Source organism: Yersinia canariae, assembly GCF_009831415.1.
GTDB classification, from domain to species: domain Bacteria; phylum Pseudomonadota; class Gammaproteobacteria; order Enterobacterales; family Enterobacteriaceae; genus Yersinia; species Yersinia canariae.
This window is the reverse complement of sequence record NZ_CP043727.1, coordinates 629,890-645,884: the sequence shown is the minus strand read 5'-3', so window position 1 is coordinate 645,884 and position 15,995 is coordinate 629,890. Positions and strand designations below refer to the sequence as shown.

The following is a 15,995-nucleotide window of genomic DNA, read 5'->3' as shown; positions in this document are numbered from 1 at the left end:
CCCGCCTTTTCTTTAAATAACTCAACAATCGCCCGTTGAGGGGCATATAAAGCGTTATCGAACATCACTGCTCCGTTCCTTTGTAAACACCCGTTAACCCTATTCCCTGGTAGTCAGAGTCACTGTCCGATGCTATCGGCTGCTTCTGGCTGCGTACCCTTTGACCCCAAGGATTATTGAATGAAAGACTACAAACCCCGTTACGAAGAGCTCCATAAATATTACCAAACCTGGCTGATGGGTTTTACAAAACTGGCCGTTTGCCAGGGTATGTGCCATCAGAATATTTATTACACCCATGCCCTGACAGTAGGATGTCTGCAATTTCCTGGGAAAGACCCGGTTATTGCGATTGTTCCGCAATGCCTGCACCGAATCATTTACGGTAAAGCATCGACAGCATCCTTATCCCTTGAGGACGACCTGAGCGTCAGTTTATGTACGCAGGAGCATTTGCTCGTCCATCATCCGATGCTGGAAGGTGTCCTGCTTTCTGAATGTGTCCGCTTAAAACAACGTTCACTGGCGAATAAACTCACCAGCCTGTTTCAACAGTTCAGCGGAACTGAGCTCCGTCTAAAGCTTGTCTGGCTGTGCTGGTACGATTTGATGCTGGGAAATAGTCTTGCTGACTGGATTGAAAATCTGAAGTTAAAATCAGGCGAGGAGGTCAATAGCTGGGTTAATGACCGGCAGACCGAGAACCACAGGCTCACCAGCATGATGGATGAGTACGTCTGCTTTGCGTACCGCACAGTACTCGAACCGTTGATTTGAGCCACTCGAAATGCTGAAGGGGTACCCCCCCATTCAAGGGTAAATACATATTGTATGGAACAGCTAACTTCAGAGTGATTTTGTTTTATAAATCAGTGTGCTAAACGGTATGCCAGAAGGTTATGCGAAAGTGAGCGAGTGTCGGATAGATAATATATGCCTGTTATTAACATTGATAACAGGCATATCGACTCCTTGCTATACAAACACTTAAACAACATTCCAGAGGTGAGCAGCAGGACAGTCGCGTTGAGTACGGCAGTAAACCACACCTTTAGTAACCCGTATCCCTGCCAGCCTCATAAATCCGAATCCACATATCCACTGTGCCTGTCTGTGACCCGGCAGGGCATCTCTTTGCCTGAAATCGACAGGTGGATGAAAATATTATGTTTATTTTCAATAACATCAACGAAGTGGCACTGGGTGAACGCAAGGTACCCTTCAATACCCATTACCTGCAACAAATCATGAAAGTTATCTGGAATGCCCTCAACGATCACTCACGCACGACCGTTATTCGGGTGGACCTTCGTCTGCCTGAATACCGTGATATTGGCGACAGTATTCTCTCTGCCCCGGATCTAAGCCAGGGGCTGATGTCCCGTTTCATCGAATCGTTGAAGGAAAAAATCACCACTTACTTACAAAGAAAAGCCAGAGAAGGGAAGCGAATACACCGCAGTACCCTTCGATATATCTGGGTTCGGGAACAACCCGACCTAGGGGGTAAGAAGCATTATCATATTGCCCTGCTCGTCAATACCGACAGTTTTAACTCACTGGGTAGCTACGACGATAACGGGACGGGTCTGGCCTCTCTTATCCAGAAAGCGTGGTTAAGTGCGTTGAGGATGCGTGACTACCAAGAATACCGGGAACTAGTTCACTTTCCGGATAACCCTATGAGTTTCTTAGATCTCAAAAAACGATTTTAGGAACACGCTGGACGCACTGACTTTCCGTCTCAGCTACATGGCGAAGCAGCGAACTAAACACTAAACACTAAACACTAAACACTAAACACTAAACACTAAACACTAAACACTACAGTAGCGCAGAACGTTCGTTTGGTTGCAGCCAGTACTGAGACATTACCATAACGACAATACCGGCTCTGAGACGGGCCGGTACTCAGCCCGGCATCTCGATTTAATTACGTAGCATCCCATTCTTTTTACTGGCGCTATTCTCAACTCAGGCAGAGGTTTTCCATGGAATGACTTAATGAAGAATTGACGGATTCACAGCGGATCAACTCTGTGTTCTGGGCAGCAATTGATCATTATCCACGACTTGCGCCGTTTCGGTGACCATGCACAGGAGCGTATCGCAGCAGGAAAACCCTCACCGCCTACATTGCTTCGATGAATGTGGGAAACTGGAGGTACCTTACCGTGTCGATGCTGCTGTTTATGCGGCCTTCGTTCTGCCAGAGCCTTAGCCATTTGAAGATGACATTGTCATTGATGCCGTATTCGCGGGCAATCTGAGCAACGTTGGCTCAGGGCTGAGAAGCCAGCTCGACCATGCGAAGTTTAAAGTCATTTGTATAATTTTTCCGTGGTTCAGAACGCCAGGATTGAGATCCCATAGTTAGGTACCCGTCTAATTTAGGCGGGCGTCTAAGCTATCAGGACAGAGCTATTGGCTACATACGGCACTGACTTTACGCTTACTGGTATAGATCTGAAGGTATCTAAGATCTCCTTTGATTTTAAATATGATAATTAAGTAAAACATCCCAGCCAATCGAGCTGGGATGTTTTTATCCATTGAGAACGCTGAATGAAGCACGATAAATCAGGGAGGGCTGACTCAGTGAACGACCTCATGAATACCTGAATAACTGACCGGATGAGCAATGGCTGAATATGCTGGCACTGAGGAATGATACATACAAAGTAAAACCGTGGAGATCACTAAAATGCCTCCTGTAGGAAATGATACTTCTAAATATTCCTAGTTGACCACTCGGGAAGTTATTTTCAGTATGCTTTATAACCTGCACCACCTTTATTATTGTAGGTTTAATTTCGTACTTACTTAAAGATTAGTTGATTTGGGATTTTGAGAAACCTTTTCATTTTGGTAGTACAGAAATAATTACAATATTGAAAATTAGCCGGTTAGACATCCCTACTGGTTTAATATTTTGGTTGTTTAATATTAATTAAACAACGGATCCGAAACGCCCGGATGCGCCGCCGACAGTACGCACCACATTAATGGGGCTGTACGGCGTGGATTCGCCACTGCCGACCGGCTACATCGATGACATTACCCAACAGCGCGAAGGTCATTAGGCGCTTAAAGCCTTTTTAGACATCTTCAACCACCGGATGATTACGCAGTTTTATCGCATCTGGCGAAAGTACAGTTATCCCGCCACCTTTGAGGACGGCGGTACCGACAAAACTTCGCGCAGCCTGATGGCCCTGTCCGGCATCACTGACAGCGGAGACGTGCCCACGTCGCGTTTACTGGCTTATTGCAGTCGCTGGTAAGAACCACCCGCACGGCGGAAGGAACTGCCCATGCAGGCGCCCAACACCCGGGTCACAGGGAAGCCGCATAAGGTCACGCGGATGCCCGCCGGAAAACAGGCGAGATTTTCGTTTTCAGAGCAGCAAAGGCTGGGGGATCATCTGGTCCTCGGCAGCGAAACTTCAGATGCTAACTACTTCATCGGCGTCGAAATGTTAACTGAAGACACGGCAGAGGCCAAAGGCTGGCTGTCCGGCGGTCAGCTGCGGGAGGACGTTTTTACCCTGCTGCGTATTTATCTGGGGTGTGATTACGATGCCAGCCTGACACTGACAATCCCGATGAATCTCGCACCGCTGCCACGTATGGGCGACCCCTTGCTGATGGCGGGGTATAAGGTGGTGTTATATAGAAACACTCTAATCATGACATATAACTATTTGCGGCCTTCCGAAATCCAGTCTACGTAAGGCTTAACAAAATTTGCTCTGCATTGAGTCGCGCTTGTCAAATTGACATAATCCCCATCCAGCTCTGGTTCACTCTTTCGAAACCCTTGTCTTACCTGGGAGAAGTTTCGTGCAGGATTACTTTTTTATGCATAGAGCATAGTACAAATGAAAATACTTACACCCTGAAAAAACGTTTACAAACAATAGCATGAATGATTTTATGAAATGTTGTATCGTAGAGGGAACTATAAGAGCAACCTGGTGTTGCTGCTTAAAAATTGATAACATAAAGATAATCGGTAATTTTTTTAAGTTAAAAAAGGTTATTTAATGCCAGTATATTCATCACTTGATAAAACGATTATAGAGAAAATCCAGTCCTTTTCTCTTCTCGATGAGTCGTATTGGTCTTTTAAAGGTCGTTCGACAAGAAAGCACTGTCATGCCCTTGTGCAGTACCCCGCAATGATGGTACCCGAGATGCAAGGAGAACTTATAGATGTTGTATCTAGCATTGATCCTTGCATAAAAACTATTTTCGATCCGTTTGTGGGTTCAGGTACAACCCTTGGCGAAGCTATGCTACGAGGGAAAGATTTTATTGGTTATGATATCAACCCATTAGCTATTTTAGCGTGCGAAGTTAAAAGTGGCCCACTATATATTAGTAAGCTGAAAGAAAAAATAACAACATTACAAAATAATATCGAGAATGATATTTTTTATAGCATTTCAGTGGACTTTCCTGGAATAAAAAAATGGTTCACTCACGAAAAACAAAGAGAACTGAGTAAAATATATCGTTCGATCATGCTTGAGGAGTCAAAGTGGGCTAGAAAAATATTCTGGCTAACGCTAAGTAATACAATCAGAACTGTATGTAATTCTAGAAACTCCACCTATAAGTTGCATATTAAAACAGAAGATCAAATAGAGCAAACTCCATCAGCAATTGAAATTTTCAATAAAAACTTATTAAAAAATTTAGAAAGCATAAAGTTGCAGAAGAAGATTCTTAGTGATAACAATGTGTTAATAAAATCAAAATCATTAAGTAAAGTTATCATAAAAAATGTCGATTCAAAAAAACATAAAGAATCAAAGAGGAAGTATGATCTAATTATTAGTTCACCACCTTATGGAGATAACCAAACAACTGTTACATATGGTCAGTTTTCATATCTTTCTTTAAAATGGATCAATTTGAATGACATTGATAATATTTCAAAAATCGATCTATTATCTAATCAAAGTTCGATAGATTCAAATAGCTTAGGTGGGATACTTAAAGAACATAAGCAAAAAGGAATTGAGGTATTAAATCATTCAAAATCGCTACGCCTATGTATCGAAGAAATTAATGAATTGAACCCAAGCAATGTTAGAAAAATAGTAAGCTTTGTTTATGACTTGCATTTATCCCTAAAAAACTCAATCGGGTGCCTTAGAGAAAATGGCTATATGTTTTGGACTTTAGGTAATCGTAGAGTATCTAATGTAGAGGTCCCATTAGATAAAATCATGAGGGAGCTATTAGAATACGAAGGCTGTACCTTCATTCACCAAATAGAAAGATCGATTCTCAATAAGCGAATGGCAAAAAGGAATCAAATTGCCACAACAATGGGTAAAGAGTCCGTTTTGATAATGCGGAGATAGAAATGGCAAATTTAGATGAAAAGCTAAGAGTAAAAATTGATGCCCATGTTGTCCAACAACTCGGCGCAGAGTTAATCACAAGCCCAGCAATAGCACTGCTGGAGCTAATTAAAAACGCACACGATGCTGATGCTACATATTGTTATATAGATATAGATACAAAATATGTAGAAAAAATAGATAATAACATTTTTATAGGTAAAGTTACGGTCAAAGACAATGGCCACGGAATGCAGAGAGATGCAATTAATCGTTCTTGGTTAACAGTTAGCTATTCAGCTAAACGAGCAGCAAAAATACAAAACCTGAAGACTAATAGGAACAGGACGTTCACAGGCGATAAAGGCCTAGGTCGGCTAGGCTCAATGCAATTAGCTCCAATTTGTAGAATTTCAACATTCCATACCGCGGGCGAGAGTGGCCTACAAGTCTCTTTCTCTTGGAATGATTTTCAGCATGGAAGAAATATTGATGATGTTCCCGTAAAGGAACTTGTTTTAGCCCCACAAAAAACAACAGGAACAACATTAGAAATTATTGGACTCCATGATTTATCTTTTTGGCAAGACTCTTCAAACCAAAAAGATCTTGCCCAAAGAGTTGCAAGTATGATATCACCGCATGGTCAAATCCAAAACTTCAATATTTATTTTAGATGTGATGGTATTGATTATGAAACTACTGAGTTATCTGAACTATTACTAAAGCAATCAGCTAGCAATTTTTCGTTCAAAGTGGATTCTGATAGGGTTACAATTAATGGACAATTAGACCTTCTTTCATATAGGCCATCAGCAAACCAGGCAGACCAAATAGAGCGATATGAGAAATTTATCACCTCTGATAATGGCTTATCCTTAGCATCATACTTATCTAATAGCAATGCTCTTCAAGAATATAAAATAAAACACAAGGAAGGTAAGTATGTATTTTATTTTGAGTTTGAGTGTCTGATAAGTGATATTTCTGAAACCAAAAAAAGTTACTATTTATACCCTGGTGATTTTTCTGGAAAAATATTTAACTTTATATTTAGAAAGGATTCTCTAGATCTAAAGTCAGTCTCGTCGAAAAACTTCGATAGTCTCATTGAGACTATTCAAGATATAACTGGTGGCATTTCTGCATATAGAGATGGTTTCAGAATAGGTAGTGGACGGATTGATTGGTTAAATCTTAGCAAAGAAATGACTTCTGGCAGTGGCTCTTATTCTTTAAGGCCTTCCAATATTACTGGGTTTATTAATTTAACCTGGGATGAAAATAGAAACCTCATTGAAAAATCCGATAGAGAAAGCTTTGTTGAAAATAAAGAATATAAAACTTTCTTTATTTTATCTCAATTTATAATAAAGAAAATAAATGACTATCTGAATAAAAGTAGACGTATTAGTTTAATATTTTTAAAAGAAATGACGCAAAATGAAGTAGGAAAACCTAAGGGTTATTCTGCACGACTGGCGGCTAAAGAAATTAATCAGTTATCTGTTAGCGGGAAACAGTCCAACGAAAAAATTATAGTTCAAATTGAAAAATCAAAAAAAGAATTTGAATCAAAAAGAAAAGATTTGAATGAAAAAATTGAAAGAAGCAAAGATGACCTTTTTAGTGATCCAAGAGTTACACTAGAACTTGAAAAGCTTAACAGTATGGTTGCTGACTTAGAAATGCTAGTTAATGTCAATCAACAAGAACTACAGAGTTTTACAAAAGAACTATCAAGTTATCAACTTTCTTCAGAGCAAATTCTTTCGGAAATTGACGGATATGAAAGGCAAATTAAAAATTTTTACGATTATGTTGCTATAGGATTATCAGCACAGGCTCTGGCTCACGAAGCTAATTCACAGATTACGAATATTCGTCTTCATCTAAATTTAGCTCTCCAGCGGTTAAAGGATTTGAAGATTAAAGACATACCTTTAATCAAGGAATTAAATTCAATCCAAGCGGATACTCAAGTTATATCAAAATCTATTTCATCGTTGAGTCCTCTGGTCAGAGCTCAAAGAGAAAAGACCGACAGTATCATAATTTCAGAATATGTAGAAGAATATGTAAATCTTAGAAAAGATTATTTTTTAAAAGATGAAATTGATATTAAGGCATCTACAATTGAAGGCGACAATTGCTTAATAAAATTTAATAGAGGCAAACTTTTCCAAATAATTGATAACATAACTCGCAATTCTGAGCATTGGCTAAAATTATCGAAAATACATTATCCAAATGAGATTTTGGAAATTAAATTCTCAATCCATGGCTATAAAATAGTTATCTCAGACTCAGGCAAAGGCATCAGAGAACCTCTTGAGGATGTTCTGTTTGATATGTTCTCTACTGATAAAGAAGATGGACAAGGGCTGGGATTATTCATAGTTAAAATGCTCCTTGATGAAAGAGGTTGTTCGGTTAAACTACTACATGATAGAAATAAGCATGGTCGTAGATTTAAGTTTGAAATTGATTTGACAGAGGCAGCTATATAATGAGTGCACAAGTTGATGAGTTCAAGAAAAGTGTTTTTAAAGCTATTGAAATAAAAAATGTCTTTTGGGTTGATGATCGATTTTCCGCACAAAATGACTCAATTAAAAATGACTATTTACGTGAAATTCAAGCTAGAGTATCAGCTGGCGATCTCACGGAACTGAGTAACTTTGCTCCCTTCTCTGAAATTGATTTTCTTGCTCCATATGAAGCAATTAAAGATGACATCCCATTAGATGATAGCGTAATTTCATCTTTTTATCGTTCTTTGAACATTGAAGCACCTGATTTCACCAAAACTCAGTTTGATGAATTAATTAAAATCTTTGAAGAGAATTCAGCTGGTGATGTGCACCGCTATAATTTGTCGAAATGGGATAAAGAAAAATCTGACATTCTCAATAAAACTGATAAGAATTTATTTTTAATAGACTATAACTTCGAAAAAGAAGGACGACCTAATGATTATGGAAAAGAAATCATAAAGGAAATTTTATCATCTAGTGACACAAGGAACTCTTATTGTGTTCTTTTCACCAGTGAAGCTCAGCATGGTAAAGAAGAGGAAGACAAAAGATATTCTATAATGCAAGAAATAGATGAATCAACTGACACACATAACTTCTCTGTTTTATCTAAAAGTATTATTGACGAAAGTGAGGATGGAATATCTCTTGACTTTAAGTCTTCTGAATTTATAAAAAGGATTTTCTTACGAAAACTAAGTACTGAAATGATGGAGTCCATAAGCGAACAACTATCCGAATCTGTGAAAATGATAAAAAATGAGCTTAGCCAAAAATCTATCTATGAGATTGACTCAAGTATTTTTGGAAGTTCTTTGAACGAGGGAGCGTCTGAACTTGAATTACTTCACCGATTATTCTCTATTAAACAATCTGAGGCAATTTATAATTCCTTAACAAAAGATGACAATTTAGTTGAGAAACTTACGGCTTTCCGCTCGGTTCAGAGTGTTATATTTGATGACGTTGCATCAACTAAGTATAAAACATATCTTTCTAAGCTCAACACTCCTGGGGAAATGTTCTCGAAACTCAGGGAAACAGAGCTCTTTGATAAAAATATAAACAGTATACATTCGCCGCTATCTTCTGGTGACATATTTGAATTCACTATTAAAACGGATGAAGAAAACACCAAAACACTATACTATATTCTTATCGAACAAGAGTGCGATTTATCTGTGCGTAGCAGTGGTTTAAGAAAGGTAAATGAAGTCAGATTGATTCCTTTCATAGAAGAAACTATAAAAAATAAAAATATTGATAAAAAAGAAGTTGAATCAAAACATCACTTGCTTAAGCTGCCCACCATTGATAATAATAATCACTACTGCGTATTCGACTTCAGTAAGTCTATTGTTGTAAATGTCAACATATTAGAGCTTTGTGTTTATAATTCTGATGGCGAACTTTCTTTCACATGTAATAGCGAGCAACCGAAACTTTTATATTTACCTGGTTGGATTACTAAATACAAAAAAATGAATGACCAATTGAATAAGGTCATTGATAATCCTGACTCTGGCTTCCCTCAAGAATTGAACTGTTTCACTATGTTTGATAAAGAAAAATTCTATATTTCTTTAAAAGAGAAAACCTTTTCTCTTAATGGTAAAAGAACAAAAAGATTAAATAATCCTTTTGTTGATAGTTTAGCAAAAGAATATTACATTAATTACAAATTCAGAAGTGCTTTAGCACATGATTTTACATAGGTAGCCACTGAACAATGTAAGTTACTTCCCCATGAAATCATTAGGGGAAGTAACTGGACATTTTTTTAATTAAAAAAAGACTAGCATTTAATTATATTTTTTGACTAGATATTTTAATTAAAAAAACCAGAAAAAATCACAATCGATGAATTATTAAGAAATAGTAAGTGTTCGCACAACTCTGTTGATTCACATCCAGAATACTGTTGCACTTTTAGTATACCCCCGAACTTTAAGCGTTATATTCTCCGTGCCCCTCTAACGTTCTAACGCATCGCTCAACCTGATAGTGAAGTGTATCCTAGTTAGAGTCCATCGTTGTACTGCAGAAACAAAAAAATAACACGATATCGTCGACAATAATCATCTCATTCACTCCCATAGTGGTTGTCTCAACGAAATCCATCTGGCCATCAATGGAAACGGTATCCCGTCGAATATCATACTGAGTCCAGGGCCGGCTCATGAAAAGCAGTATGCGTCAGACTTACTCGATGAGATCGTTGATCAGCACAAAATGGGTGTAAAAGTCACCTAAGTAGACAAGTTCTAGCAGTGAAGCGCATTGTAATGCGTAACGTGGTAAAAAGATGCTTTGGTTATTGAAAGAGAGCCGCCGAATCACCACATACTTTGAAATGACGGCCATGACTTATCTCTTAATGGTCCAGATAAGTTGCATTCGCTTATTTTTAAGGAGGTTGTTTTATTAAGGAGCACAACCTAGGCAAGTATTTTCCCAAAATCAAACGGACTAACCCCCTTCTCCCGATTCGCATCTAGAAAATCAGCCCACCACTGCAGCATTAGCCTGCGTTCATCCAAGTGCTCTGCCTTATGAATGTAAGACGCACGCACGGAGTTACGCTCCTGATGGCTCATCTGTCGCTCTACCGCATCCTTTGACCAAATCCCTGACTCAATCAATGAACTACATGCCATGGTTCTGAAACCATGACCACAGACTTCAACTTTCGTGTCATAGCCCATCACCCGGAGTGCATTGTTCACCGTATTTTCACTCATCGGTTTGCGAGGATCATGGTCGCCAACGAAAATTAAATCGCGATTACCATTTAGCCGTTTTATTTTCTCAAGAACTGCAAGCGCCTGCCGAGATAAAGGCACCAGGTGCGGTGTACGCATCTTTGACCCACGGTGAGAATGCTTAACGCCTTCCAATGGTTCGCGATCTGCCGGTATCGTCCACATTGCAGTTTCGAAGTCGATCTCTGACCAACGGGCGAAACGCAGTTCACTGGAGCGGATAAAGACCAGCAGCGTCATTTCTATAGCTAAACGAGTAAGCGGCCTGCCGGTGTAGGTATCGATACGGTGAAGTAGTTCAGGAGTACGACTAAGTTCTAAGGCGGGGCGATGTTGCCGTTTTGCTGTAGCGACGGCTCCAGCCATTTCCTGAGCGGGATTGTAGTCGGTCAAACCGCTTTGCACCGCATAGCGCATGATTGCTGTCGTACGCTGTTGAAGACGGGAAGCTACCTCAAGACGACCAGACTTCTCTACCGCTTTGATAGGTGCCAACAAATCGCGGGTTTTAAGTTCGGTGATGTTGTATTTACCGATGGCCGGGAAAAGAAAGTCTTCCAGGGTTTTCAAAACACGAGAGCTATGATCTTTTGACCACTTCTTGTTAGTCGCATGCCATTCTCTGGCAACCACTTCAAAGGTGAAGACTTCTTTAGCCAACTCTTCTTTTACTGCACGCTTTTGTTCGCGGGGGTCAATGCCTGCCGCCACCAGTTTTCTGGCAGCTTCTCTTTTATGTCTGGCATCAGCCAGAGAAGTCTCTGGGTAAACGCCAAAGGCCATCAGGTGTTGCTTACCGCCAAAGCGAAAGCGGAAACGCCAGTATTTGGAGCCGTTAGGGTGTATCAGCAAAAACATGCCGTCACCATCGACAAGTGAATAGTCATTTGCTTCAGGTTTTGCAGCGCGAACCTTAGTATCAGTCATGGCCATGATGGTAATCCTTCCATATGCCGCCGTGAGTATATAAACGTTATCGAACCAGCATATATACTCACTTGTATACTCACAAGCAGGTTGATGTGGGGTAACTCAGATTGACGTCGGTTGACTGAAAAGAGAGGAAAAGCCTTGCGGGGACTGGATTTTAGACATAAAAAAAGACCTCAGTTGAGGTCTCTTTACATACTAATGGTGCCGAAGGCCGGAATCGAACCGGCATGCCTCGCGGCGGTTGATTTTGAGTCAACTGCGTCTACCGATTTCGCCACTTCGGCACTGAAGTAGTATGCGGAGAACGAGGTGAATTATACCTACCCGAAGTCCGCATGCAACTGTTATCCCACCAAGTTTAGTCTAAGTGTTGAAAAAACCGCCATCAACGCCGTTTTAGTAGCAAATAAACACTGATTAGGAGGAAAAGTATACTCGGCAACAGTGCGCCGATGACCGGCGGGATGTTGTAAACCAAACTGAGTGGGCCAAAAATTTGATCCAATACGTAGAAAACAAAACCAAAAAAGATACCGGTGACGACCCGAACCCCCATTGGCACACTGCGTAATGGGCCAAAAATAAATGACAGCGCCATCAGCATCATCACGGCAACCGAGAATGGCGCAAATATCTTGCCCCACATATTCAGCTCGTATCGACTCGATTCTTGCCCACTTTGCCGTAGGTATTTGCTGTAATCATGCAGCCCGCTAATAGAGAGAGAATCCGGGTTCATGGCAACCACACCCAGCTTCTCTGGGGTTAAGTTAGTCTTCCATTCACCGGTTAGCGTCTGTGAGCCAGTCACCTTGTTGGGGTTGCTTAAATCAGATTCATCAACCTGCGACAAGCGCCACAGATTGTCTTCAAATGTAGCGGTGGCGGCATAGCGAACTGAAAGCAAGCGGTCCTGTTTATCAAAATGATAAATATTAACCCCAGTCAGTTCTTTGTCACCGGATACGCGCTGAATATAGATAAAGTCAGAGCCGTCTTTTGCCCACAAACCAGATTGTGTTGATAACAACGAACCGCCATACAACTGTTGTGCACGGAAATTACGCGCCATCTGCTCACCCTGTGGGGCGACCCACTCGCCAATTGCCATGGTCAGCAGCACAAGTGGGATGGCAGTTTTCATCACCGCCGCAGCGATTTGCATGCGGGTAAACCCCGAGGCTTGCATCACCACCAACTCACTGCGAGTCGCTAATGACCCCAGCCCAAGCAATGCCCCTAACAGGGCCGCCATCGGGAAGAATATCTCGATATCTTTCGGGATACTGAGCAACGTGTACATACCCGCAGACACCGCCGAGTAATCACCCTGCCCAATTTTACGCAACTGCTCGACAAACTTGATGATGCCGGATAACGACACCAGCATGAATAAGGTCATCAAGATAGTATTGAGGATAGTCCGCCCGATATAACGGTCTAATACACCAAACATCAGAAAACACCTCTCAAACGGGCGCGCAACTTACGGGCCGGTAACCCATCCCACAGATTCAATATCACCGCAAGCGCCAGATAAGCGCCGTTTACAGCCCACATCCAGACTAGTGGGTCCAGCTTGCCGCTGCCTGCGTTCGAGCGCAGGGAGCTTTGCAATAGGAAGAAAATCAAATACAGCAACATGGCCGGTAGCATGCTTAATACTCGGCCCTGACGCGGGTTGACCACACTTAGCGGCACGACCAGTAACGCCATGATTATCACTGAAAAAATCAGTGTTAGACGCCAATGAAACTCCGCTCGCGCATCCGGCTCATTCGAATTCCACAACTGCGCCATGGACATCTGCTCAGCCACGTTATTGTTTTGCTGTACTTCCTGATGACCAATAATTGCCTGATAATCGACAAAATCGGTGATACGGAAGTCGCGCAGCAATGCGGTGCCTTCATAGCGAGTACCTTTATTTAAGATAACCACTTGTGAGCCGTCGGGCCGCTCAGTCATATGACCGCTGTCAGCAACAACAACAGAGGGGCGCTGATTACCGTTTGGCCGCAATTGTGCCAGAAATACACGGTTAAACTCTTTGCCCGTCACATTACCGATAAATAGGGCTGAATTACCATCAGTTGACGATTTAAACTGACCGCCAGCTAAAGCAGCCAGGCTAGGGTTTGCTCTGGCGTCATTCAGCACTTCAGCTTGATGTTTAGAAGACCAAGGGCCAAGCCAAATAGTATTGACCGCCGCCAGCGCTGAAGTCACCAGCGCCAGAATCAATGCGGCCATAATCAAGGATTTCTTACCCATGCCGCAGGCATGCATCACGGTGATTTCACTCTCCGTATACAATTTGCCGAAGGTCATCAACAAGCCAAGGAATAAGCTCAATGGCAGGATAAGTTGTGCCATTTCCGGCACACCAAGCCCTAAAAGGGATAAAACCAAGTTCGTCGGTATTTCACCATCGACCGCAGCGCCTAATATCCGTACTAACTTCTGGCTAAAGAAGATTAATAGCAGGATGAACAGAATCGCAATTTGGCTCTTAAGTGTTTCCCGTACCAGATATCTAATGATGATCACGCTAATACGCCTGTGAAAACTTGTCTTTTTGCAGGAAAATCGATAGTTTCATCGTTAATCCGCCATTTATTCTCATCATATGGCAACCTTCACAGCTAAAATAGTATTACAACATCTAGCGTTTAGGTGTCCTATAGGAACATGCTTATAGTCGCCAAAACAAAACAACTTATGCCGTTAAGGTTAACACACGTCGTTAACACAACGGAGAGAGATCGTTGCGGAGTGCTACATTCTAGCGGTAGCTCCCGCCTTTGTCTTTAAGATTCAGGAGAGTGCATGGAGTTCAGTGTAAAGAGCGGCAGCCCGGAAAAACAGCGCAGTGCCTGTATTGTAGTCGGCGTTTTCGAACCCCGTCGTCTATCTCCCATTGCCGAACAACTCGACAAAATTAGTGATGGCTACATCAGCGCTTTATTGCGCCGTGGTGAACTTGAAGGCAAAGTCGGGCAGACGCTGTTACTGCACCATGTGCCGAATATTCTCTCCGAGCGCATCTTGTTAATTGGCTGTGGCAAAGAGCGCGAGCTCGATGAGCGCCAGTACAAGCAAGTGATCCAGAAGACCATCAATACCCTTAATGACACCGGATCAATGGAAGCCGTTTGCTTCCTGACTGAACTGCATGTTAAAGGCCGCAATACTTACTGGAAAGTGCGTCAAGCGGTCGAAACCGCGAAAGAGACGCTTTATACCTTCGATCAGCTTAAAAGCAACAAAACCGAGCCTCGTCGACCACTGCGTAAAATGGTGTTCAATGTGCCCACTCGCCGTGAACTGACCAGCGGTGAACGCGCAATCCAGCATGGTCTGGCAGTGGCATCCGGCATTAAAGCGGCTAAAGATTTAGGCAACATGCCGCCAAATATTTGTAATGCCGCCTATCTGGCCTCGCAGGCGCGCCAGTTGGCCGATGCATTCAGCACTAATATCATCACTCGCGTGATTGGTGAGCAGCAAATGAAAGAGCTGGGAATGCACTCTTATCTTGCTGTTGGCCATGGTTCGCAGAATGAATCATTGATGTCGGTGATAGAATATAAGGGTAATCCGAACCCAGACGCTAAGCCAATTGTGCTGGTGGGCAAAGGGTTGACCTTCGATTCCGGCGGTATTTCCATCAAGCCTGCCGAAGGCATGGATGAGATGAAATATGACATGTGTGGCGCTGCAACGGTGTATGGCGTGATGCGTGTGGTGGCTGAGCTGCAATTACCATTGAACGTGATTGGCGTCTTGGCGGGCTGTGAAAATATGCCGGGTGGCCGCGCTTATCGCCCAGGCGATATCCTCACCACCATGTCTGGCCAGACAGTTGAAGTGCTTAATACCGATGCCGAAGGCCGCTTGGTGCTGTGCGATGCTCTTACTTATGTTGAGCGCTTCGACCCAGAACTGGTAATTGATATCGCCACGCTGACAGGTGCATGTGTCGTGGCATTGGGCCATCACATCACCGGTTTGATGTCGAATCACAATCCACTGGCTCACGAGCTTATCGGGGCATCCGAACAGGCGGGCGACCGCGCATGGCGATTGCCGCTGGGCGATGAATTCTATGAGCAACTGGATTCCAATTTTGCCGACATGGCAAACATTGGTGGCCGTGCGGGTGGTGCCATTACCGCGGGCTGTTTCCTGTCACGTTTTACCCGTAAATATAGCTGGGCACATTTAGATATCGCGGGTACTGCATGGCGTTCAGGCAAGAACAAAGGTGCAACAGGCCGGCCGGTCGCGCTGCTGTCTCAGTTCTTGCTGAACCGCGCAGGGCAAAACGGCGACGATTAATCGTTTACTCTATTTCCATCGAATATACACTCAAAGTCATTGGAGTTGCAGGTAGGCGGCAAACGAAC

At 42.4% G+C, this 15,995-nt stretch carries 9 protein-coding genes, 1 tRNA gene and 2 pseudogenes; 7 read left to right on the top strand and 5 right to left on the bottom strand.

The annotated features are described in order from the left end of the window. The first annotated feature begins 180 nt into the window (after positions 1 to 180). Positions 181 to 777, top strand: coding sequence for a hypothetical protein (locus F0T03_RS03060; RefSeq protein ID WP_159677200.1), 597 nt, complete (start codon positions 181 to 183; stop codon positions 775 to 777). Positions 778 to 1,151: 374 nt separating this feature from the next. After that, positions 1,152 to 1,715 (top strand): inovirus Gp2 family protein, encoded by a 564-nt coding sequence (locus F0T03_RS03055; protein WP_246169924.1) that lies wholly within the window; start codon positions 1,152 to 1,154, stop codon positions 1,713 to 1,715. Between the two features lie 473 nt (positions 1,716 to 2,188). On the opposite strand, the pseudogene F0T03_RS21640 reads toward F0T03_RS03055, so the two are convergent. Next, positions 2,189 to 2,371 (bottom strand): annotated as a pseudogene (locus F0T03_RS21640) (transposase); the annotation flags it as partial. 634 nt (positions 2,372 to 3,005) lie between these two features. Here F0T03_RS21640 and F0T03_RS21635 point away from each other — a divergent pair. The 4 genes and pseudogenes from F0T03_RS21635 to F0T03_RS03025 all read left to right on the top strand — a co-directional run. Then, positions 3,006 to 3,671: pseudogene (locus F0T03_RS21635) on the top strand (type VI secretion system baseplate subunit TssG); the annotation flags it as partial. Between the two features lie 375 nt (positions 3,672 to 4,046). Next, entirely contained in the window at positions 4,047 to 5,375 is a 1,329-nt protein-coding gene (locus tag F0T03_RS03035) for a DNA methyltransferase (protein ID WP_159677198.1), read from the top strand. Between the two features lie 2 nt (positions 5,376 to 5,377). Further along, positions 5,378 to 7,864: a sensor histidine kinase gene (locus tag F0T03_RS03030; RefSeq protein ID WP_159677197.1), complete on the top strand. Its 2,487-nt coding sequence runs from the start codon at positions 5,378 to 5,380 to the stop codon at positions 7,862 to 7,864. Beyond that, a complete protein-coding gene (locus F0T03_RS03025; protein WP_159677196.1) occupies positions 7,864 to 9,606 on the top strand; it encodes a hypothetical protein in 1,743 nt (580 codons plus the stop codon). The genes F0T03_RS03030 and F0T03_RS03025 overlap by 1 nt, the downstream gene beginning before the upstream one ends. Before the next feature lie 723 nt (positions 9,607 to 10,329). Here the strand turns inward: F0T03_RS03025 and F0T03_RS03020 are convergent. The 4 genes from F0T03_RS03020 to lptF form a co-directional block, all read right to left on the bottom strand. Then, the gene (locus F0T03_RS03020; protein WP_159677195.1) at positions 10,330 to 11,586 is read right to left on the bottom strand and encodes a tyrosine-type recombinase/integrase; all 1,257 of its coding nucleotides are present in this window, start codon (positions 11,584 to 11,586) and stop codon (positions 10,330 to 10,332) included. A gap of 199 nt (positions 11,587 to 11,785) precedes the next feature. Next, positions 11,786 to 11,870, bottom strand: a tRNA-Leu gene (locus F0T03_RS03015). Positions 11,871 to 11,971: 101 nt separating this feature from the next. Next, positions 11,972 to 13,042, bottom strand: coding sequence for an LPS export ABC transporter permease LptG (gene lptG / locus F0T03_RS03010; protein ID WP_159677194.1), 1,071 nt, complete (start codon positions 13,040 to 13,042; stop codon positions 11,972 to 11,974). Next, positions 13,042 to 14,136 carry an LPS export ABC transporter permease LptF gene (lptF, locus tag F0T03_RS03005; RefSeq protein WP_145554798.1) on the bottom strand — a complete coding sequence of 365 codons (1,095 nt, stop codon included), beginning with the start codon at positions 14,134 to 14,136 and terminating at the stop codon, positions 13,042 to 13,044. Before lptF ends, lptG begins: the two co-directional genes overlap by 1 nt. A gap of 279 nt (positions 14,137 to 14,415) precedes the next feature. On the opposite strand from lptF, the gene pepA reads away from it, so the two are divergent. Then, a complete protein-coding gene (gene pepA / locus F0T03_RS03000; protein ID WP_004713749.1) occupies positions 14,416 to 15,927 on the top strand; it encodes a leucyl aminopeptidase in 1,512 nt (503 codons plus the stop codon). Positions 15,928 to 15,995 lie beyond the last annotated feature (68 nt).